Source organism: Halomonas kalidii (assembly GCF_030010475.1).
In the GTDB taxonomy this organism is placed as follows: Bacteria; Pseudomonadota; Gammaproteobacteria; order Pseudomonadales; family Halomonadaceae; genus Halomonas; species Halomonas heilongjiangensis.
This window is the reverse complement of record NZ_JASCQN010000040.1, coordinates 46,824-66,299: the sequence shown is the minus strand read 5'-3', so window position 1 is coordinate 66,299 and position 19,476 is coordinate 46,824. Positions and strand designations below refer to the sequence as shown.

The 19,476-nt window shown below is 65.8% G+C and carries 18 protein-coding genes and 1 pseudogene; 8 read left to right on the top strand and 11 right to left on the bottom strand.

Annotation, left to right across the window (positions count from 1 at the left end):
* From QLQ85_RS11270 to QLQ85_RS11260, 3 genes are all read right to left on the bottom strand, one after another.
* On the bottom strand, positions 1-513 hold the full coding sequence (locus QLQ85_RS11270) for a TRAP transporter small permease (RefSeq protein ID WP_282739073.1): 513 nt from the start codon (positions 511-513) through the stop codon (positions 1-3).
* An 86-nt stretch (positions 514-599) separates the two neighbouring features.
* Positions 600-1,574 carry a TRAP transporter substrate-binding protein gene (locus QLQ85_RS11265; protein ID WP_282739072.1) on the bottom strand — a complete coding sequence of 325 codons (975 nt, stop codon included), beginning with the start codon at positions 1,572-1,574 and terminating at the stop codon, positions 600-602.
* 49 nt (positions 1,575-1,623) lie between these two features.
* Complete coding sequence (locus tag QLQ85_RS11260) at positions 1,624-2,901, bottom strand: ribulose-bisphosphate carboxylase large subunit family protein (RefSeq protein WP_282739071.1); 1,278 nt, start codon at positions 2,899-2,901, stop codon at positions 1,624-1,626.
* A gap of 140 nt (positions 2,902-3,041) precedes the next feature.
* On the opposite strand from QLQ85_RS11260, the gene QLQ85_RS11255 reads away from it, so the two are divergent.
* From QLQ85_RS11255 to otnC, 4 genes are read left to right on the top strand one after another with little or no spacing between them, the layout of a single operon-like run.
* On the top strand, positions 3,042-4,088 hold the full coding sequence (locus QLQ85_RS11255; RefSeq protein WP_282739070.1) for a LacI family DNA-binding transcriptional regulator: 1,047 nt from the start codon (positions 3,042-3,044) through the stop codon (positions 4,086-4,088).
* 24 nt (positions 4,089-4,112) lie between these two features.
* Positions 4,113-5,441, top strand: a complete 1,329-nt coding sequence (locus tag QLQ85_RS11250) for a four-carbon acid sugar kinase family protein (protein ID WP_282739069.1) — start codon at positions 4,113-4,115, stop codon at positions 5,439-5,441.
* A gap of 44 nt (positions 5,442-5,485) precedes the next feature.
* Positions 5,486-6,799, top strand: coding sequence for a 3-oxo-tetronate kinase (gene otnK / locus QLQ85_RS11245; RefSeq protein ID WP_282739068.1), 1,314 nt, complete (start codon positions 5,486-5,488; stop codon positions 6,797-6,799).
* Positions 6,796-7,443, top strand: coding sequence for a 3-oxo-tetronate 4-phosphate decarboxylase (gene otnC / locus QLQ85_RS11240; protein WP_282739067.1), 648 nt, complete (start codon positions 6,796-6,798; stop codon positions 7,441-7,443). Before otnK ends, otnC begins: the two co-directional genes overlap by 4 nt.
* A 120-nt stretch (positions 7,444-7,563) precedes the next feature.
* On the opposite strand, the pseudogene QLQ85_RS11235 reads toward otnC, so the two are convergent.
* Positions 7,564-7,952 (bottom strand): annotated as a pseudogene (locus QLQ85_RS11235) (transposase); the annotation flags it as partial.
* Positions 7,953-8,183: 231 nt separating this feature from the next.
* Between QLQ85_RS11235 and QLQ85_RS11230 the strand changes: the two are divergent.
* Entirely contained in the window at positions 8,184-8,594 is a 411-nt protein-coding gene (locus QLQ85_RS11230; protein WP_282739066.1) for a ketosteroid isomerase-related protein, read from the top strand.
* 7 nt (positions 8,595-8,601) lie between these two features.
* Positions 8,602-9,534 (top strand): carbon-nitrogen hydrolase family protein, encoded by a 933-nt coding sequence (locus QLQ85_RS11225; protein ID WP_282739065.1) that lies wholly within the window; start codon positions 8,602-8,604, stop codon positions 9,532-9,534.
* 41 nt (positions 9,535-9,575) lie between these two features.
* Here the strand turns inward: QLQ85_RS11225 and QLQ85_RS11220 are convergent, their stop codons facing one another.
* The 7 genes from QLQ85_RS11220 to metG all read right to left on the bottom strand — a co-directional run bounded on the left by QLQ85_RS11220 (position 9,576) and on the right by metG (position 16,362).
* Positions 9,576-10,334: a YdcF family protein gene (locus QLQ85_RS11220; RefSeq protein WP_282739064.1), complete on the bottom strand. Its 759-nt coding sequence runs from the start codon at positions 10,332-10,334 to the stop codon at positions 9,576-9,578.
* A gap of 49 nt (positions 10,335-10,383) precedes the next feature.
* Positions 10,384-11,022 (bottom strand): endonuclease III, encoded by a 639-nt coding sequence (nth, locus tag QLQ85_RS11215; protein WP_282739063.1) that lies wholly within the window; start codon positions 11,020-11,022, stop codon positions 10,384-10,386.
* The gene (locus QLQ85_RS11210; protein WP_282739062.1) at positions 11,019-11,453 is read right to left on the bottom strand and encodes a PIN domain-containing protein; all 435 of its coding nucleotides are present in this window, start codon (positions 11,451-11,453) and stop codon (positions 11,019-11,021) included. The genes nth and QLQ85_RS11210 overlap by 4 nt, the downstream gene beginning before the upstream one ends.
* Complete coding sequence (locus QLQ85_RS11205; RefSeq protein WP_282739061.1) at positions 11,450-11,692, bottom strand: DUF6364 family protein; 243 nt, start codon at positions 11,690-11,692, stop codon at positions 11,450-11,452. The genes QLQ85_RS11210 and QLQ85_RS11205 overlap by 4 nt, the downstream gene beginning before the upstream one ends.
* Before the next feature lie 60 nt (positions 11,693-11,752).
* Positions 11,753-12,535: an electron transport complex subunit RsxB gene (gene rsxB / locus QLQ85_RS11200; RefSeq protein ID WP_282739060.1), complete on the bottom strand. Its 783-nt coding sequence runs from the start codon at positions 12,533-12,535 to the stop codon at positions 11,753-11,755.
* Between the two features lie 77 nt (positions 12,536-12,612).
* Positions 12,613-14,205, bottom strand: coding sequence for a sensor domain-containing diguanylate cyclase (locus QLQ85_RS11195; RefSeq protein WP_282739059.1), 1,593 nt, complete (start codon positions 14,203-14,205; stop codon positions 12,613-12,615).
* Positions 14,206-14,319: 114 nt separating this feature from the next.
* Positions 14,320-16,362: a methionine--tRNA ligase gene (gene metG / locus QLQ85_RS11190; protein WP_282739058.1), complete on the bottom strand. Its 2,043-nt coding sequence runs from the start codon at positions 16,360-16,362 to the stop codon at positions 14,320-14,322.
* A gap of 231 nt (positions 16,363-16,593) precedes the next feature.
* Here metG and QLQ85_RS11185 point away from each other — a divergent pair, with 231 nt between their 5' ends.
* Complete coding sequence (locus QLQ85_RS11185) at positions 16,594-16,863, top strand: hypothetical protein (protein WP_282739057.1); 270 nt, start codon at positions 16,594-16,596, stop codon at positions 16,861-16,863.
* Between the two features lie 969 nt (positions 16,864-17,832).
* A complete protein-coding gene (locus tag QLQ85_RS11180; protein ID WP_282739056.1) occupies positions 17,833-19,125 on the top strand; it encodes a hypothetical protein in 1,293 nt (430 codons plus the stop codon).
* Positions 19,126-19,476: the final 351 nt, after the last annotated feature.

Below are 19,476 nucleotides of genomic sequence, written 5' to 3'. Positions count from 1 at the left end.
TCAATCACTCCTGCCTTCTTCGGTGGTTGGGGGGCCGCCAGCGATTCGCCGGTAGAGATCGCCAAGGAGCAGCCCGATCATCAGCAGCGCGGAAATCAGCTGGATGAGGTAGATATAGGAAAAGCTCATCTGGAATGTGCTGGCCATGATGCCGGCCGTGCGGTCCATCATGTTCCAGGCACCGACCACCAGCATCAGCAGCACCAGCACGCAGATCACGTCCGCCACGCTGGCGGCGATGTTGCGAAGGGACGGACTCATGATGTCGGTGACGATGGTGATGCGAATGTGCTCCTGGTAACGCAAGGCGAGCACGGAGCCCAGGAAGATCTCGGCCAGGAACAGGTAGCGCGAGGCCTCGTCGGTCCAGGACACCGCAATGCCCAGGGCGTAGCGCGAGATGACCTGGATGGCCATGATGATCAGCATCAGGGCGAAGGCGGTCATGACGACACCGGTCAGCAATCGCCAGAACAGGTCGAGGGCACGGGTAATGCGTTCCGCGGTTTTCACGGGCGCCTCCGAGGGATGTGGTTCGCAGTGGTGTGCCCGGAGCGATCCGGTGCCGTGACTGGCTCGCCGGATCGCCCCCTCGTTTACTACTCGACGAGGGACAGGACGTAGTCACGCACCGCGGGGTGATAGCTTTCGGCGATCTCGCGGATGGCGGGCTCGGCGGCACTGCGGAAGGCGGCCACGTCCGGCTCGACGACCGTCATGCCGAGTTCCTGGAGCTGCTCGTAGAGGTCGGCCTGGCCATCGGCGACCATCTCATTACCCCAGGTGGTGGCCTCCTCGATGGCGCCGAGGATGATCTCGCGATCGTCGTCGGACAGGCCCTGGTAGAAGTCCTCGTTCATCAGCCAGTGGAAGAAGGAGTAGACGTGCTCGGTGCGGTTGATGTGGCTCTGCACCTCGTAGATCTTGCCGGCATGGATGAGGTCGACCGGGTTTTCCTGCATCTCGATCACCCCGGTCTGCAGCGAGGTGTAGACCTCGGGCCAGGCGATGGGGCTGGGCAGGGCACCGATCTCCTCCCAGATCTGGATCCAGGGGGCGATCTCGGGAACGCGCATGCGTACGCCTTCGATGTCCTCCGGTGCCTCGACCGCGAAGTTGGAGGTCAGGTTGCGCGGGTTGCGCGCGGAAAGCCCGACCAGGCGCATGTTGCCGTTGGCGACCAGCTGGTCGTTGAGCAGCTCGCCGGTCTCCCCTTCGTAAACCTCTCTGGCTTCCCCGCTGGAGCCGTAGACGAAGGGCAGATCGGCGGCGGCGAACTCCTCGGCATACAGCGTCATGGGCATCGAGCCCCCCAGGGCGATGTGGTATTCGCCGTAGCTGGCGCCCTCGAGGTGGTCGCGTTCGCCACCCACCTCGGTGCCCAGCAGGGTGATCGAGAACTCGCCGTTGGTCTGCTCCTCGATGCTTTCCTTGAGCCGCTCGCCGACCTTGAACATGGCGTGCGAGGGCTCGACGTGGATGGCGATGGCCAGCTCCGCGGCCGAGGCATTCGCCGCGGTGGCGAGGGAGGCGAGGCCGGCGAGGACGATGCCGCTTGCTGTTATTGTCTTCATCTTGAGTACCCCTGTGCGGTTCGAGCTTGGGTGGCGTGTCGTTGCTTCTTCATCCTGAAAACGGGCTTTGATAGGCCCGCAACGCGACGGCGAGGTCGGGTTCCTGTCTGGCGTGTTCCTCCAGGGTGGCGCCGCTGGCCGTGGCCTCCCAGGCGGCGCGAATGCTGCGGCAGCCGGCGGCGACCCCGTCGGGATGGCCCATGATGCCGCCACCGCAAGTGTAGATGAGGTCGGTCGACTTCAGCGCCGCGAAGGTAGGGGGCGCCTGGTGGACGGTCTGTGCCGACGAGAACACCGGCATGGCGCGGTCGTCCCGGCCCGGTGCCTCGAGCAGAGGGGTGAGGCAGGCGCGGGCGGAGTCGATCACCGAGGCGTCGGCCTCGGCGAACTTGCTGCCGAGCCCGTTGACGTGCAGGTGGTCGGCGCCCGCCAGGCGCAGCAGGGCCTGGTAGGCGCGATAGTCGATGCCGATCTGCGGATGGCGGTAGAACAGCCCCCAGCCGTTGCGATGGCCATGGATCGGCAGTTGCGCATGGCGACGCAGCGCCACCAGCGAGCTCATGCCGATCCAGTTGACGCTGGCCATGACGCAGGTGCCGCCGTGGTCGCGGACCAGGTCGTGGCGCTGGCGCATCTCGTCGATATCACCGGTGATGTTGAAGGCATACATGGGCTTGCGCCCGGTGCGCTGGGCGTGCTCCTCGATGACCCGCATGACCGCCGGGACACGCTCGGTCAGCGGCGAGTAAGGGGGATCGGCGATCAGCTCGTCGTCCTTGATGAAGTCGATGCCCGCCTCGATCAGCTGGCGGACCAGGTCCGCCGTTTCCTCGGGCGAGAGGCCGACGCTGGGCTTGATGATGGTGCCGATCAGCGGGCCGCGCTCGACCCCGGCCAGCCGCCGGGTGCCGCCGATGGAGAACTGCGGTCCCGGGAAGGCCTCGATGAAGTCGTCGGGCAGGGCGATATCCGTCAGCCGGATGCCGGAGAGTTCGCGCAGCTCGCTGAGGTTGCCGAGAATCGTCGCCATCAGGTTGGGCAGACTGGCGCCGATGTTCTCGAGCGGCCATGACAGGGTGACCTCGGCCCGGTGGTAGGTCTCGCCGGGCAGGGCGCCGGGCAGTGAGGGGGCCTGCCGTCTTTCCAGCGGGGTCACCGCTTCGACCCGGGCGGCATGGCGTTCGCGCAGGGCGTCGGTTTCCCCGGCGAGCTTGAGAAAGGTGCCGGAGGACTGCTCGCCGGCCATGGACGCGGCGGTGCGCTCGGGGTCAAGCGGCGTTTCGATGCGATAGCTGGCGCTGAAGCGGGGCATGGGGGTTGTCGCCATTTGCGTGCTCCTCAGCGATCAGTACGGGTGGTTGTCGTTGTTGAAAGAAAGCTAGCACGGGATATTTGGTAGCGCTACCATATTTTTCATTCTAGGGTAGACTGAAAGGCACGCAACCTGGGCTGGTAGAGGATGAGGGCATGGCGATCGACAAGGCGGGCGTTCGGGAACGGCGCCGTCATCGCGGCGACAACCGCGTGACCATCGAGGACGTGGCCAAGCAGGCGGGGGTCGCCCCGATCACGGTGTCGCGCGCCTTGAACACCCCAGAGAAGGTCTCGGCCCGCCTGCGCGAACGCATCGACCAGGCGGTGGAGACGCTGGGCTATGTGCCCAACCTGATTGCCGGCGGGCTGGCCTCGGCGGGCACCCGGGTGATCCCGGTGGTGGTGCCGTCGCTGTCGATCCTGACCTTCATCGAGGTGATCCACGGCATCCAGCAGACCCTGGAGGATGCCGGCTACCAGGTGCTGCTGGGCTCGACCGATTTCGACCTGGACCGTGAGGCGGCGTTGCTCGACTCGGTGCTGGGCTATTCACCCTCGGGGGTGATCATGACCGGGCTGCGGCATCGCGAGAGCACCGTGCGTCGCCTGAAGGCCTGGGGGCGCCCGGTGGTCGAGATCATGGAGCTCGGCGATGCCAGCATCGATATGAACGTGGGGGTCGATAACGCCGGCGTCGGGGCCTGCATGGCCCGCCACCTGCTGGAGCGGGGCTATCGGCGCATCGCCTTCCTGGGGACCGGCATGGTGCGCGACTATCGGGCCCGCCTGCGTTACGAAGGACATCGCGAGGTGCTGGCAACGGCCGGCGTGGAGAGCGAGCTGTTGTTCCAGCATGACGAGCCCTCCTCGTATGAAGTGGGCCGGCAGCTGTTCCTCGAGGCGCTGGAGGCGCGTCCCGATCTCGAGGCGATGCACTTCGCCAACGACAACCTGGCCGCCGGGGCGATCCTGGAAGCCAATCGGCGCGGGATGCGGGTACCGGAGGATATCGCCATCGGCGGCTATCTGGGCCTGTCGCTGGGGGAGCACCTGACCCCTCGCCTGACCACCGTGACGGTGCCACGCTTCGAGATGGGCGTCGAGGCGGCCAGGTTGCTGCTGGCGAGGCTGGAGGGCCGGTCGCCCGCCTTGCCGCGGGTCGACATCGGCTATGAACTGACCGTGCGCGAGAGCACCTGAACCCTGGCCGGAAGGAGACAACCAATGACGCGACTGCTGGCGGCCTTCTATGGCGACGATTTCACCGGTTCGACGGAAAACCTGGCACAGTTCAGCCGCCATGGGTTGCGGGGCCGGCTGTTCTTCAGTGCCAGGCGCGAGGCGATTCTCGACATGGCGCCGGAGCTGGACGTGGTGGGGCTGGCGGGCACGGCCCGCGGACTGGCCCCGGCGGCGATGACCAAAGAGGTCGAGCCGGCCCTGGCGGTCCTTAAGGCGCTCGCCCCGCGGCTCATGCAGTTCAAGGTCTGTTCGACCTTCGACTCGTCGCCGACGGTGGGCAGCATCGGTCACGTGATGGAGCTGGCCCGGCAGCGCTGGCCAGGCTGTGCCCTGCCGGTGTTGCCCGCCACGCCGGCCTTCGGGCGATTCACGGCGTTCTCCCACCTGTTCACCCGCTACCAGGGCGAGATCTGCCGGCTGGACCAGAATCCGGCCATGGCCCATCACCCCTCGACACCGATGACCGAGGCGGACCTGCGCCGCCACCTGACCGCGCAGACGACGATCGCGCCGGCGGCGGTGACGCTGCTCGACTATCGTGCGCCGGACGGTGGCTGGCAGGCGTTGTGGTCGGCCGCCGAGGCGGAGCGCTTCGCGGTCCTCGACGCCACCGACCAGGCCGAACTGCAGCATGCCGCCGAGTTGATCCTGCGCCTGGCCGACCGGCGACCCACGCTGGCGGTAGCCGCCCAGGGGCTGGCCGATGCCGTGGGGCGCGTGGTGACCCGCGATACGGCGGAGCGGCAGCCGTTGCCGACCACCTACCCCGGCGTGGCCCGGCTGCTGGTGCTGTCCGGCAGTTGTTCGCCGCAGACCCGCGGCCAGTTGGCGCACTTCGAGTCCCGGGGCGGGGCGATCCTGTCGCTGCCGCCCGAGCAGGCGCTGCGCGATGCGCCGGGCCTGGCCAGGCGGTTGGCAGGCCAGGTGGTGGCGCTGTTCGGCGAGGGCCGTGATGTCGCCGTGGCGACCACGCGCGGCGAGGCGGACGTGGTCGCCGACCTCTCCACCGAGCGCCTGGCGACGGCCGTGGGCAAGGTCTTCGCTCGCCTGACCCGCGAGGTGCGGGATGCCGGCGACCTTCACCGGGTGGTCTTCGCCGGTGGCGATACCTCGAGCCATGCCATGCGCCAAGTCGGCGCCGAGGCACTGGAGCTGGTGGCCTTCGACGAGGCCCAGGGCGGCCACCTGTGTCGCCTGGTCGCCACCGGTTCGGCGATCGACGGGCTGGAGGTGGTGCTCAAGGGCGGCCAGATCGGCGGGGAGGACCTGTTTTCACGGGTGAAGCGCGGCACAGCCCACCCCGGTCATTGACGCAATGACAACCACGCATGCACTGCAACTCGGGAGGTACCCGCATGAGCATTATCCTAGGGGCGATCGCCGATGACTTCACCGGCGCGACGGACCTGGCCAACAACCTGGTGCGTGCCGGCATGCGCTGCGTGCAGGTGATCGGGGTTCCCCCGCAGACGCTGGCCCTGGAGAATGTCGACGCGGTGGTGGTGGCGCTCAAGTCGCGCTCGTGTCCCGCCAACCAGGCCGTCGAGGACTCCCAGGCCGCGTTGGAATGGCTGCACGAGCAGGGCGCGCGGCAGATCTTCTTCAAGTACTGCTCCACCTTTGATTCCACCGACGCGGGCAATATCGGCCCGGTAAGCGATGCCTTGCTGGAGCGGATGCGGGCGACATCGGAAGTGCGGCTGGGCAGCCGCCAGACCGTGATGGTGCCGGCGTTCCCGACCAACCGGCGTACGGTCTATCAGGGGCACCTGTTCGTCGGCGACCGGCTGCTCAACGACAGCGGCATGGAGCACCACCCGCTCAACCCCATGCGTGACGCCGACCTGGTGCGCGTGCTGTCGCGCCAGACCCCGCATCGGGTCGGCCTGGCGCCGCGCGAGGTGCTGGTGCAGGGGGTCGAGGCGCTGCGCGATCACCTGGCGCGCCTGGCCGACGAGGGCGTGCGCCATGTGATCTGCGACACCCTGGACGAGGCGGACCTGGCGGTGCTGGCCGGCGCCGTGGCGGAGTATCCGCTGGTCACCGGCGGCTCCGGTCTGGGCCAGTCGCTGCCGGCGGAGTACCGGCGCCTGGGCTGGCTCGAGGAGGTGACCGATGCCGGTCGGCTGGCGCCCGCCGAGGGGGCCACCCTGGTGCTGTCCGGGAGCTGTTCGCGGGCCACCCTGGGCCAGGTGGAGCATTTCCTCGAGCGTCACCCGGGCTTTGCCCTCGATCCCCTGGCGCTGGCCGAGAGCGGCGAGCAGCTGGAGGAGGCGCTGGCCTTTGCCCGAGCGCATCTGCAGGGTGAGCGGCGGGACGAGCCGGTGCTGATCTATGCCTCGGCGTCGCCGGAACGCGTCAAGCAGGCCCAGCAGGTCCTGGGGACGGAGGCCGCGGGACGGGTCGTCGAGGAGGCCATGGCCAGCCTGGCCCGCATCCTGGTGGGCGAGGGCGTGGGGCGCCTGGTGGTCGCTGGCGGCGAAACCTCCGGGGCGGTGGTCTCGGCGCTGGACATCCAGCAGCTGCGCATCGGCCATCAGATCGATCCCGGCGTGCCCTGGACCCAGGCGCCGCTGGCCGGGCGCGCCGCGCCGCTGTCGCTGGCGCTGAAATCGGGCAATTTCGGCGACGTCGACTTCTTCACCCGGGCTTTCGAGGTGCTGGCATGACCCGACATGACGAGAATCGCCTGCGCGAGCAGATTGTGGTGTACGGCAAGTCGCTGTTCGAGCGTGGCTTGACCATGGGCTCCAGTGGCAACATCAGCGTGCGCACCGTGGACGGTGGCTGGCTGATGACGCCGACCAACGCCTGCCTGGGGCGGCTGGACCCGGCGCGCATCTCGCGCCTGGACCGCGACGGCCGCCTGCGGGACGGCGACAAGCCGACCAAGGAGTGCTTCCTGCACATGGCGATGTACCGCGAGCGTCCCCAGTCCGCGGCCATCGTGCACCTGCACTCGACCCACTCGGTGGCGGTCTCCTGCCTGCCGGAGATCGAACCGCACGACTGCATCCCGCCATTGACGGCCTACTACGTGATGCGCGTCGGCAAGCTGCCGCTGGTGCCCTACCACATCCCCGGCGACACCGCGCTCGGCGATGCGGTGGGCGCCCTGGCCGGCCGGCACAGCGCGGTGCTGCTGGCCAATCACGGCCCGGTGGTTGCGGGAAAGACGCTGGAAGCCGCGCTCTACGCCACCGAGGAACTCGAGGAAACCGCCAAGCTGTACCTGCTGCTGCGCGGACAGAACCCGCGTTGCCTGACCCCCGAGCAGGTTGCCGAACTGGAAGCGCGCTTCCCCCGCGATTGAGGCGGAGGTGATCGCGAAGAGGGGAAGTCGCGATCTCGGGCACGATATGCCCCGCCGGCCTGATCGCGCCCGCGGGCGCTCCTAGTGCGCCCGGGAAGGTGTGCATACAGTGAACTGGCGCCCGATCTGACAATTTTCGATACGACCGGCAGTGCCACTGTACTGGGGTTGCACACCGGCCGAGTGCTGACCCTTCTTGAAAAGCCGGTCTCGTCCAGCACCAGGACACTTTCAGGCGAGCCCAGCGTATCGATGATCCATTGACGGAGGATATCCCGTGCCGCCTCCGCATCCCAACGGGCACGATCCAACAGGTACTGCACCCCATCCGGGGATGCATCCCCGTGTCACTCGGCGAGGTGCCACCCATTCTTTCGTTCACAATGACTGAGCAGCCCCTGGATGTAGCGTAGTGCTCGATCGCGCATTTCCGAATGTGGAAAGAGCGGGCCTAACCGATCCGTCAAGTCATCAAACAATGCTGAGACAGAGAGATCCAGCGCTTGCATTCTCCACCGTATGATCGCTTCCATATCAAACACATGCATTTTAGCTTGTTCAGTTAAGGCTGTAGTACTAGCCGGCGTGACGCCCGAATCCCCCCAGGGGGCAGGGCAGGAATGGGGGTGCATCATTGCCATGTGGCAGCAATGTCGTGCTGCCGGGCGGCCTACACCGCCCGGGGACGGCTCGGCTACACTGTCGCCTTTTCGATTCATCTGCCGTCCAGGGGGAGCACCATGTCCGATAGCGTGCAATTGGTCCAGCGGTACTACGCGGCCTTCAATCGGGGCGACTGGGACGCCATGCTCGACTGCCTCGCCGAGGAGGTCGCGCACGACCTGAACCAGGGGGAGCGGGAAATCGGCCGCGAGGCGTTCCGCGCCTTCCTCGCGCGCATGGACCGCAGCTACGTCGAGCGGCTGGAGGACATCGTCGTCATGGCCACCGCCGATGGCCGGCGCCTCGCCGCCGAGTACGTGGTGCACGGCGAATACCGCACCACCGACGAGGGGCTGCCGCCGGCCACGGGCCAGCGCTATGTGCTGCCCGGTGGTGCCTTCTTCGAGGTGCGCGACGGCCGCATCACCCGGGTGACCAACTACTACAACCTGCAGGAGTGGTTGCGTCAGGTGGGCGCCGAGGCGTGATACCGGCGTGGCGTTCGAAGCTGGGGGAGAGGCGGTGATGCGTGTGGCGGTGGCCAAGTACCCGATCGGGATGCCGCGGGACTTCGATGAGTTCGCCCGGCGCCAGGCCGACTGGCTGGCCGAGGCCAAGGCACGGGGTGCGCGGATCGCCGTGCTGCCGGAGTACCTGAGCCTGGAGCTGGCGGCGGGCTTCGCGCCGGCGGTGCGCGACGACCTGGCGGCGTCGCTGGCGGCGCTGCAGCCGCTGCGCAGGGCGTGGTGCGCGCTCTATCGGCGGCTGGCCCGGGAGCTCGATCTCTACATCGTGCCCGGTACCTTCCTGCTGGCCACCGGCAGCGGCCGTTATCGCAACCGCACCGACTGGTTCGCCCCCGATGGCTTTCACGGCTGGCAGGACAAGCTGCAGCTGACCGGCTACGAGAAGGCGAGCGGGGTGGTCGAGCCCGGCGACGCCCTGTACTGGTTCGATTGCGACGGGCACCGGGTGGGTATCGCGGTCTGCTACGACGTCGAGTTCCCGCTGCCGGTGCGGGCCCAGTACGAGGCGGGGGTGCGCCTGCTGCTGGTGCCCAGCTGCACCGACACCGCGGCCGGCGCGACCCGGGTCAGGGTCGGCTGCCTGGCGCGGGCGCTCGAGAACCGCTTCTTCGTGGCCCAGGCGGTGACCGCCGGCGAGGCGCTCTGGAGCCCGGCACTGGACGTCAACACCGGCGAGGCCACCCTCTATGCGCCCATGGATCACGGCTTTCCCGCCGACGGCCTGCTGGCCGTCACCGAGGCCGGCCAGCGATGGGCCTGCAGCGATGTCGATATCGACGCGCTGGAGTGTAGCCGCGAGCACGCCCAGGTCGCCAACGACCGGGACTGGCCCGCCCAGCTGGCGTCGCCGTTGCCGATGCTGGCAGCGGACGGGGCGGTGGCAGACACGGCCGAGGCGTGAGGCCGGCGATGCCGCCGGCACCATCTTTCAATCGCCGCGGTTCAATCGCCGCGGTCGAGCAACTGCCGGCGCAGGGCCTGTTCCCCGCGGCCCAGCCACTCGTGCAACGCCCGGCTGCTGCGGTGCAGGTGGTAGGCTCGCGGCAGCCAGCCGGCCAGGCCCGGGGGCGGGGCGCTGGCGAAGTCGGTGGGGGCGGGGATCACCGTGAGGCCGGCGCGCTCGAACTCCGCCACGGCCCGGGGCAGGTGCCAGGCCTGGGAGACCAGGGCGATGCTCTCCACCTCCGCGATGCGCAGCATCTCGGCGCTGTAGCGGGCGTTCTCGGCGGTGTTGCGACTCTGCCCCTCCATCCACGCCACCGGCACCTCGAACACCTCGCGCAGTGCCGCGGCCATCAGGCTCGCCTCGGCGCTGTGCTCGTCGTGGACCCGGCCGCCGCTGACCAGGATCGGCAACCCGCTCTGGCGGTGCAGGTGGGCGCCGTAGGCGAGCCGACGCCAGCTGGCGTTGGCGGGGGCGTCGCCCCAGCCGAACTCCGGGGCGAGGTAATCGCGGCCGCCGCCGAGGATCACGATCGCCTGGGCCGCTTCCAACTGACCCGGGCCCGAGAGCGGTGGCGGCTCCAGGTCCAGGCGCAGGGCGTGGCTCGCCACCGGGGTGGCGAGGACGAGCAGCCCGCCCAGGCCGAGCACCACCAGCAGCCCGCCGAACAGCCGCATCCGCGACCAGAGCAGGCCCCCGAGCAGCGTCAACAGCACGTTGGCGAGCGGTGGCAATAGCAGGTACTTGAGCATCTCCATGGGGCGGCCTCGCTGTCGGTTCGCCCGGCGTGGGCCGGCGTCGCGGGTGTCAGCCGATATCGACCTTGTCCTTGAACTCGCAGAGGTCCTCGATCACGCAGCTGCCGCAGCGCGGCCGGCGGGCCACGCAGGTGTAGCGGCCGTGCAGGATCAGCCAGTGGTGGGCGTCCTTGAGGAACTCCTTCGGCACGTGGCGCAGCAGCTTCTGCTCCACCTCCACCACGTTCTTGCCCTTGGCCAGGCCGGTGCGGTTCGCCACCCGGAAGATATGGGTGTCCACGGCGATGGTCGGCTCGCCGAAGGCGGTGTTGAGGATGACGTTGGCGGTCTTGCGGCCCACGCCCGGCAGCGCCTCCAGGGCGGCGCGGGTGCGCGGCACCTCGCCACCGTGCTGCTCGACGAGGATCCGGCAGGTCTTGATCAGGTTCTCGGCCTTGGTGTTGTAGAGCCCGATGGTCCGGATGTGCTCCTTGAGGCCGTCGAGGCCGAGATCGAGGATCGCCTGGGGCGTATTGGCCACCGGGTAGAGCCGCGCGGTGGCCTTGTTGACCCCCACGTCGGTGGCCTGGGCGGAGAGCAGCACCGCGGCGAGCAGCTCGAAGGGAGTGGTCCAGTCGAGCTCGGTGGTGGGCTCGGGGTTGTGCTCGCGCAGCCGCGCGAAGATCTCGTAACGTTTCTGGGCGTTCATGAATCCTGTGGGGGTCCTTCTGCAGACGCTACTGACAGGAGATACTCTTCCGGTGTCATGGCGGGAACCGGGGAGCCTGCGAAGTCGCGTACGTTACGGGTCACGATGGTGTGGCAACCCCGGGTCTCTGCGGCGGCCGCGACGACGGCATCCTCGAAGTCGGCCCAGCCAAGCCCCTGCGCTCGCCACAGCTCGGCTCGGCCGACGGACGCAATGTCGAAGTGGCGCAATAGCCAGGCAACGGCCTGGTGGGCCAGGTCGCCATTCTGGTGGCGGTGTACCAGGAAGTGAATCGTCGTCACCGCATGCGCGGAGAGCGTGCCGCGGTAGCGGTGCCGGAGAATGCCGTCGATGACCGCCGCGGATGCCGGGTAGTGGGGCTCACGCTTCTGGATCACATCGAGCAGCACATTGGTATCGACCAGGATCATCCGTGCTTCTCACGCTGATGCTGGCGGAACTCTTCCAGTCCGTCGACATCGCCGGGCACCAGGCCGGTAATGAAATCGAGCTCTGGCGAGAGCGTGGCGTGTTCCAGCTCGCGCATTTGCCGCAGGTAGCGGTCGATGACTTCCGTGACGGTCAGGCCGTGCGCCTTGGCATAGGCCTTGGCGAATTCCACATCCTGACGTGGCAGGCGGATGGTCAGCTTCACGGTGTCGGGCTGCATGCGAGCCTCCTGGTACGGCAATTATTCTTATTCTATACGGCTCGTGAGCCGTCGTCCAAATCAGCGGGATGTGGCGCTCTCGAGGGCGGTGCGGGCGTCGTCGAGCAGCCTGGTCGCCTGCGCTACCTGATCCCGGGCCGACGCGATCGCTTCGGCAACGCCCTGGCGCTCGGCGTGGGCCAGCTGCTGGCGTGCCCGGCGCAGGGCCTGTTCGGCGGCCTTGACGGCCATCTGTCGATGACGCTGCTCGAGCCGGTCGTCCGAGGCGCCGCGGCTGGCGCGAGAGGTCTGGCGGATCAGACGCCGCTGGCGTTCCAGGCGCTTCTCCCGTGCCTGGCGTTCCAGGCGGCGGTTGCGCGCCTCGAAGCGCTGGCGCCCTCGCTCGGCGCGGGCGGCCAGGTAGTCGCGCCGCCGGGCCTCGGTGTCGGCCGCCACCCAGTCGGGGTGGGGCAGCAGGTCGATGCAGTCGACCGGGCAGGGGGCCACGCAGAGCTCGCAGCCGGTGCACTCGGTGGCGATGACCGTGTGCATCCGCTTGGCGGCGCCGAGGATGGCATCGACCGGGCAGGCCTGGATGCACTTGGTACAGCCGATGCACTCGGCCTCGCGGATCCATGCCACCAGCGGTTCCTGGGCGGGCCGTTCGAGCGGTGCGGGCTCCCGCCCGGTCACCTCGGCCAGCCGCCTGACGGTGGCGTCACCGCCGGGCGGGCAACGGTTGATCGGTTCGCCCGCGGCGATGGCCTCGGCGTAGGGGCGACAGCCGGGATGGCCGCACTTGCCGCACTGGGTCTGCGGCAGTTCGGCGTCGATGGCATCGATCAAGGCGGGTTGGCCCGTCACATTCGCTCCTCGGTGGGGTCGTCGGCAGCGGTGCTAACAGGCCGATATTGTACGCCTTTTGCGACTACCGAGGTACCTCAGCCCTGGGCCGAACCCACGACGGCCCGGCGATGGAGCTCGACCCGGTTGCGCCCGGTCTCCTTGGCTCGGTAGAGGGCCTGGTCGGCGGCACGCATCAGGGCGGCGGGCTCGCACGGATGGGAATTGCCCCGTGCCGCCGCGCCGATGCTCACGGTGACGACGCTGTCGATGGGCGACGCGGCATGGGGCAGGGCGAGGTTCGCGACGGCAAGCCGTAGCGCCTCGGCATGCCGGTGGGCCTCATCGAGGGGGGTGTCCGGCAGCACCACGCTGAACTCCTCGCCCCCGGTGCGTGCGACCAGGAACCCCTGCTTGCCCAGGCACTGCTCCATGCGATCGGCAAGGGCCACCAGGCAGGCATCGCCGGCCGGATGGCCGTAGTGATCGTTGTAGGGCTTGAAGTGGTCGATGTCGACCATCAGCACCGAGACATCGGCACCCGCTTCCAGGCTCTCGTCGAGCGACTGTCGCAGGCGTTCATCGAAGAGGCGGCGATTGGCCAGCCCGGTCAGCGGGTCATGCTGCGACAGGTCGAGCAGATCGGCCTCGTGCTGCTGCTGGTGTTCGAGCAGGTGCTGGAACTCCCGGGCCAGGGTGCCGATCTCGTCGCGGCGCTTCAGCAGCGCGTCGGGGGTCGAGGCGGCCATCCGCTCCCGGTGCAGGTGCTGGGTGAAGCGCGAGAACTCGCGCAGGGGCCGGAGCACCATGCGCTCGAGCAGCAACAGCACCACGACCAGCGTCACGAGCAGCACGCCGCCGGTCCAGTAGAGCGCGAAGCGGAAGGTCTCCAGGCTGGTCTGGTAACGCTGCCGGGGCAGGTCGGCGGCGATGCGTACCCGGTGGGTGGCGGGCAGGGCGGCGACATGTCGGCCTGCCAGCATGCGTGTCGGGGAGAGTCGTTCCAGTCTCTGTTCGGGTGGCGCGCCGTCGACGGCGTGGGTCTCGAGGGCCATGTCGATGCCGGTGGTCTCGCGCAGTTGCTCGATCCACACGGGCGAGACCGGCCGCACCATGGCCAGCCAGCCTGCCGGGGGCGCTTCTTCCTGGTTCATGTAGATGGGCGACAGCCCGACCAGGGCCAGTTCGGGCGCCGCCAGCAACCGGGTGTGGGTCTCCTCCGCCAGCCCCGCCTCGATGGTGCCCAGCAACAGCTCGACGGTGTCGCTGGCCCAGTCGCAGGGGGGCATGAGCCCCGCGCAGGAGGTGAAGTCACCGTCGTCGTCGAAGCCAGCGATCCAGTAGGGTTGGTGCTCGGCGGAAACGAACACCATCAGGCTCAGGTCGAGGGTCTCGAGGGTGCTGTCGTAGAGGTTGGAGGCGACGTATTCCGGCCGCTGGTCGCGCACGAACTGATAGGAGTCGTCCCACCAGGCCCAATCCTCGACCAGGCGCCCCATATGCTTCAGCTCGGCACCGATGGCCCGTTCGGCCCGGTCGAGCTCGGTACTGGCGTACTGGCTCTCGTCCTCCAGCAGGACCGGCATGATCTGGTAGCGGGCGATCAGCACCAGGGCCAGCATGGCCAGGCAGAGCACGCCGCCCAGGGCCAGGAAGAAGCGGTGACTCAGGGAGGAGAGGAGAGGCTTCATCAGCAAGCTGCCATAAAAGATGCATGAGGTATGCAGGATTTATCGGCAGCCAACCCCTCTCCTTGAGCGGAAAGACGCATGGCATGCCGGCGCACCGGCATGCCTGGGAGTGGCTCAGCGGACACGCTGCCCGGGCTCGGCACCGGAGTCCGGCGAGAGCAGGTAGATGCCTTCGTCGTCGCCGGCGGCCAGCACCATGCCTTCCGATACGCCGAAGCGCATCTTGCGCGGTGCCAGGTTGGCGACCATCACCGTCAGCCGGCCCTCCAGGGCCTCCGGGGCATAGGCGGCGCGGATGCCGGCGAACACGGTGCGGGTCTCGCCCCCCAGGTCGAGGGTCAGCTGGAGCAGCTTGTCGGCGCCCTCGACATAGTCGACCTTGGCGATGCGGGCGATGCGCAGGTCGACCTTGGCAAAGTCGTCGAAGGCGATCTCGGCGGCGATGGGCTCCTCGGCCAGCGGCCCCCTGGGAGCGTCCTTGAGTTTCTGTTCTTCCACCAGGTCCTCCTTCGATGCCGCCATCATGGCATCGATCCGGTCGCGTTCGATGCGGGTCATCAGCGGCTTGAACTTGTCGATCTCGTGATCCACCAGCAGGTCGTGGCGGCTGTGCCAGGCGAGGGTCTCCAGCTTCAGGAACTCGCGGGCGCCCTCGGCCATGGTCGGCACCACCGGCGCCAGGTAGACCATCAACTGGCGGAACAGGTTGATGCCCACCGAGCAGATCTCCAGCACCTCCTGCTCGCGGCCGGTCTGCTTGGCCAGCACCCAGGGCTCCTGCTCGGCGATATAGGTGTTGGCCTCGTCGGCCAGCTCCATCACCTTGCGCATGGCGCGGCCGAACTCGCGGGCCTCGAAGTCCTCGGCGATGCCGTCGCCGGCGGCGATGAAGCGTGCCACGAGGTCGGGTTCGGCACAGTGCGCCGAGAGCTTCCCGTCGGCCAGCTTCTTGACGAAGCCGGCGCAGCGGCTGGCGATGTTGACCACCTTGCCCACCAGGTCCGAGTTCACCCGCGCCGTGAAGTCCTCGAGGTTGAGGTCCAGGTCGTCGATCCCTGAGGTGAGCTTGGCGGCGAAGTAGTAGCGCAGGTACTCGGGGCTGAGGTGCTCGGCGTAGGTGGCGGCCTTGATGAAGGTGCCGCGGGACTTCGACATCTTGGCGCCGTTCACGGTGACGAAGCCGTGGCAGTTCACCGCCGTGGGGGTGCGCAGCTTGGCGCCGTGGAGCATGGCCGGCCAGAACAGCGCATGGAAGTAGACGATGTCCTTGCCGATGAAGTGGTAGACCTCGGCGTCGGAACCCTTCTGCCAATAGGCGTCGAAATCGATGCCCTCGCGGTCGCAGAGGTTCTTGAAGCTGGCGAGATACCCGATGGGCGCGTCGAGCCACACGTAGAAGTACTTGCCCGGGGCGTCGGGGATCTCGAAGCCGAAGTAGGGCGCATCGCGGGAGATGTCCCACTCGTTGAAGCCGGACTCGAACCACTCCATCAGCTTGTTGCGGATCTGCGGCTGGACGTGGCCCTCGTCGATCCAGCCCTGCAGGAAACGGGCGAAGTCGGGCAGCTTGAAGAAGTAGTGGGTGGAGCTGCGCACCTCGGGGGTGGCGCCGGAGATCGCCGACACCGGGTCGATCAGCTCGGCCGGGGTATAGGTGGCGCCGCACGCCTCGCAGTTGTCGCCGTACTGGTCGTCGGCCCCGCACTTGGGGCAGGTGCCCTTGATGAAGCGATCGGCCAGGAACAGCCCCTTCACCGGATCGTACATCTGCTCGATGTCGCGGGTGGCGATATGGCCGGCGTCGCGCAGCCGGGTGTAGATCAGCTCGCTGAAGTAGCGGTTTTCCTCGGAATGGGTCGAGTGGTAGTTGTCGAAGGCCACGCCGAAGGTCGCGAAGTCCTGCTGGTGCTCGCGGGAGACCCGCTCGATCAGCGCCTCGGAGCTGAGGCCCTCCTGCTCGGCGCGCAGCATGATGGCGGTGCCGTGGGCGTCGTCGGCACACACGTAGTGGCACTCGTGCCCGCGGCTCTTCTGGAAGCGCACCCAGATGTCGGTCTGGATGTACTCCAGCAGGTGGCCCAGGTGGATCGAGCCGTTGGCGTAGGGCAGGGCGCTGGTGACCAGGATCTTGCGCGGATGGCGTGCGGTGTTCGACATGTCGGCTCTGGAATTCCCAAGAAAATCAGACCCTCGATTGTAGCCATCTTCGACGCCCACTGCACCCGCCGCGCCCATCTGTAGCACTGCCCCGGTGTCTCGGATAGAATGCACGGGCGGTAGGCAGGCACGTCAATGGAATTGACGGCCGTAACCGCCGCTCAGAGCGCTTCGCACGTCACACATCCATGGAGCTGCGAAATAACGACTGATCATTCATGGAGGAACCCCATGCGACTTCACTACACCCTGCCGCTGTTGATGGCCACCGCCCTGCTGGCCGGCTGTGCAAGCAACGCCCTCTCGCCGCGCTACACCAGCGAGAACCCCGACATCATGCGCATCGGCGACGAGCAGCCCGCCAACCCCGAGAAGACCACCGAGGACCTCGGCTCCTACTGCGTCGAGATCACCGAGACCTGGAACGCCCACGGCACCACCCCGGACGGCCAGAGCCTCTGGGCCAAGGACACCGCCCGCGCCGTCGTTCCCTGCGACTGAGCCACTTCAATCGCAGCACCCCCCCGGCCCATGCCCCGCATGGGCCGGAACCCTGCTTTTCATAACGCCGAGGCCGCCGACTGCCCCCGGGTTCTGCCCCCATCACGCCGAGACTGCCGACTGCCTCCGGGGTCTGACCCCCGGGAGATCGAGGTCGCTGCGGCGAGCCCATGCCACCGACGCCAATCGAGCACGGGGTCAGACCCCAAAGCGGGTATCACCGCCATCAGCGACGCCTCCGGGGCCTGACCCTGACGGATCCCCAGGATGCTTGCTGAAAGGTCAGCATGTTGAGGGTGTCTTGGCGGTTAGCTGCCTGCGCTGGGAGGCCCTAGGGGGTCAGACCCCGGCGGTGTCGAATCCGCTTGGCCAATGCTCGGTAACGGGCCACAACTCGACCGGGGTCTGACCCCATAGGGGCGGTCCTCGGCGCCTTTATTCGGTGAACACGCCGCCATCGTCGCGACAGTTGAGCATTGACCGCCGCCATCAGTGACACCTCCGGGATCTGCCCCCACCTCACTCATCATCTGCACCACCCCCTCCTTTCGCAAAATACCCAGAATTCTCCTTAGCAACCCGAAGAAAGTTTGATTAGGCTGTAGTGTAAAAGCATGTATCAACCTCATGCCTCGGCGTCGCTATAAGGCGACACCATATGCAGCCCCTGCCAGGGAAGGCGATACGCACGCCACCATTCCCCTGGCGGTAGCGTACCCACCACGCGCCCCAGGCCAGCCCCATAGGCGACACGGAGCTGTAGGAGATCGCTATTAGCGCGCGACTGGCGGAGGCGATCCACGCTGGAGAGAGGCAATCATGGTAGCGGCGAGCGCCGATTGATCAGACGAAGGGCAGAAATCGACCCTAAGCCGCCAGGTGGCAAAGGCCGCATGTGCGTTCATCCTTGTTGAAAAAATGCTGAACTGTTATGCGCACACTCGCAAGCTATAGAAACTGGAGATAATAATGACTGCAGAAGTTGCAATCGCAAATGCATCGGCTATAGCTTTGGCAGCAGATAGTGCTGTAACCATAGGCGATCAAAAAATATACAACTCTGCATTGAAGCTATTTTCTCTTTCGAAAGTTTCGCCAGTAGGGGTAATGGTATATGGAAATGCTGGCCTGCTTAGTGTGCCGTGGGAAACACTAATTAAAACGTATCGCCACAAGTCTGGGGATAAGACATATGACACGCTTGAGCAATATGCAGTCGACTTTTTAGAATACTTAAATGACAGTCCTGATCTTTTTCCGATAGATTCACAAAAGCGTTGGCTATTAAGAAATGTTAGTGGATACTTCAGTCTGATACGAGATGAGTTTTTTGAAAAATTACATCCCATTATCCAAGAAAAAGGACAAGTCAGCATTGAGGAAACTGCGGAGGCAATACGCGCAGTCGTAAATGAGCATCACTCAAGGCTAAAAGGCCAGGAGTATGCGGAGGGCATGACAAGTGCCTTTGAAAGGAAGGTTCGTTCTAAGTATCTGAAAGAGTTCAAGGAGTTAAGGGAGGTAATATTTGAGAAGGCTAAAGTCGCAAGCGCCACTGCTGCGAAGCTGTATGACATAGCCACATTCATACAAACGAGACAAATATTTTCGATGGGGGTGTCAGGTCTAGTTATTGCTGGTTACGGTGAATCTGAAATTTATCCTTCTGTACTCACTTTTGACATTGAAGGAGTTGTTGAAAATAAGCTCAAATATCGAAGAAATCAAGATAAATCACACACCATCACCAGTGGGAGTGAGTGTAGAATCATTGCGTTCGCACAAGAAGATATGGTGACCACCTTTATGAACGGAATTAACCCTCAAGTTTTTCATTTTTTGCAGAGCTATTTGGGTGAAACCTTCAGGCGATTACCAGAGCTTTTGGACAATGAGAAGATTGGTATGGAAGGTAGAAAGCGCTTTAGGTTGCAAACATCTAAACTACTAAGAGGGCTATTTGATAGGTTTGGAGAGCATCTACGAGACGAGCATTCGCAACCTGTTTTGCGGATGGTCACAGTGCTTCCGAAAGATGAGTTGGCAGCAATGGCCGAAGCTCTCGTCAATTTAACGGCATTTAAGAGGCGCATCACCGAGTCGATGGAAACTGTCGGAGGGCCTATTGATGTGGCTGTCATATCGAAAGGCGATGGGTTGATTTGGGTCAAGAGAAAACATTACTTCCCCGCTGATCTAAATCAGCACTTTTTTGCCAATTATTTTAGAGGGCTAGGAAATGAAAGAACAAGAGAAGAATGATGTGTTTAAATCTTTTGAGCAGATGAAGGCAGAGCTTTTCCCTCGCTTGACGAAAGAAGAGCGTAGGAAGTCTTCGAGTTTCGATTCTTCCCAGATTGGAGCGTGCCTTGCCGATGAGGCAATCGAAGAACTGTTTCGGGAGCGTAGTAGAAGAAGCGCATAACAAACGGCTGCTGCCGGACTGGCAAAAGCTCCGGCATGGCATTCGCTTTTGCCAGCCGCAGAGCCGAGCGCTATATCAGCTTCCGCTGAACGGCTGCTGTTGGCCGAATGGCGAACTTCAGCCTATGCCGATGGAGTTGCGGGGGTAGTTGACGCCCCAAAGCGAACGTCTTGGCAAATGCAGCAGGC

Coding starts and splice junctions, on each gene's coding strand:
- QLQ85_RS11250 (WP_282739069.1), top strand. CDS start 4,113: ATGACGCGACTGCTGGCGGCCTTCTATGGCGACGATTTCACCGGTTCG.
- QLQ85_RS11265 (WP_282739072.1), bottom strand. CDS start 1,574: ATGAAGACAATAACAGCAAGCGGCATCGTCCTCGCCGGCCTCGCCTCC.
- QLQ85_RS11255 (WP_282739070.1), top strand. CDS start 3,042: ATGGCGATCGACAAGGCGGGCGTTCGGGAACGGCGCCGTCATCGCGGC.
- otnK (WP_282739068.1), top strand. CDS start 5,486: ATGAGCATTATCCTAGGGGCGATCGCCGATGACTTCACCGGCGCGACG.
- nth (WP_282739063.1), bottom strand. CDS start 11,022: ATGAACGCCCAGAAACGTTACGAGATCTTCGCGCGGCTGCGCGAGCAC.
- QLQ85_RS11230 (WP_282739066.1), top strand. CDS start 8,184: ATGTCCGATAGCGTGCAATTGGTCCAGCGGTACTACGCGGCCTTCAAT.
- QLQ85_RS11260 (WP_282739071.1), bottom strand. CDS start 2,901: ATGGCGACAACCCCCATGCCCCGCTTCAGCGCCAGCTATCGCATCGAA.
- QLQ85_RS11210 (WP_282739062.1), bottom strand. CDS start 11,453: ATGATCCTGGTCGATACCAATGTGCTGCTCGATGTGATCCAGAAGCGT.
- QLQ85_RS11180 (WP_282739056.1), top strand. CDS start 17,833: ATGACTGCAGAAGTTGCAATCGCAAATGCATCGGCTATAGCTTTGGCA.
- QLQ85_RS11205 (WP_282739061.1), bottom strand. CDS start 11,692: ATGCAGCCCGACACCGTGAAGCTGACCATCCGCCTGCCACGTCAGGAT.
- otnC (WP_282739067.1), top strand. CDS start 6,796: ATGACCCGACATGACGAGAATCGCCTGCGCGAGCAGATTGTGGTGTAC.
- QLQ85_RS11220 (WP_282739064.1), bottom strand. CDS start 10,334: ATGGAGATGCTCAAGTACCTGCTATTGCCACCGCTCGCCAACGTGCTG.
- metG (WP_282739058.1), bottom strand. CDS start 16,362: ATGTCGAACACCGCACGCCATCCGCGCAAGATCCTGGTCACCAGCGCC.
- QLQ85_RS11185 (WP_282739057.1), top strand. CDS start 16,594: ATGCGACTTCACTACACCCTGCCGCTGTTGATGGCCACCGCCCTGCTG.
- QLQ85_RS11195 (WP_282739059.1), bottom strand. CDS start 14,205: ATGAAGCCTCTCCTCTCCTCCCTGAGTCACCGCTTCTTCCTGGCCCTG.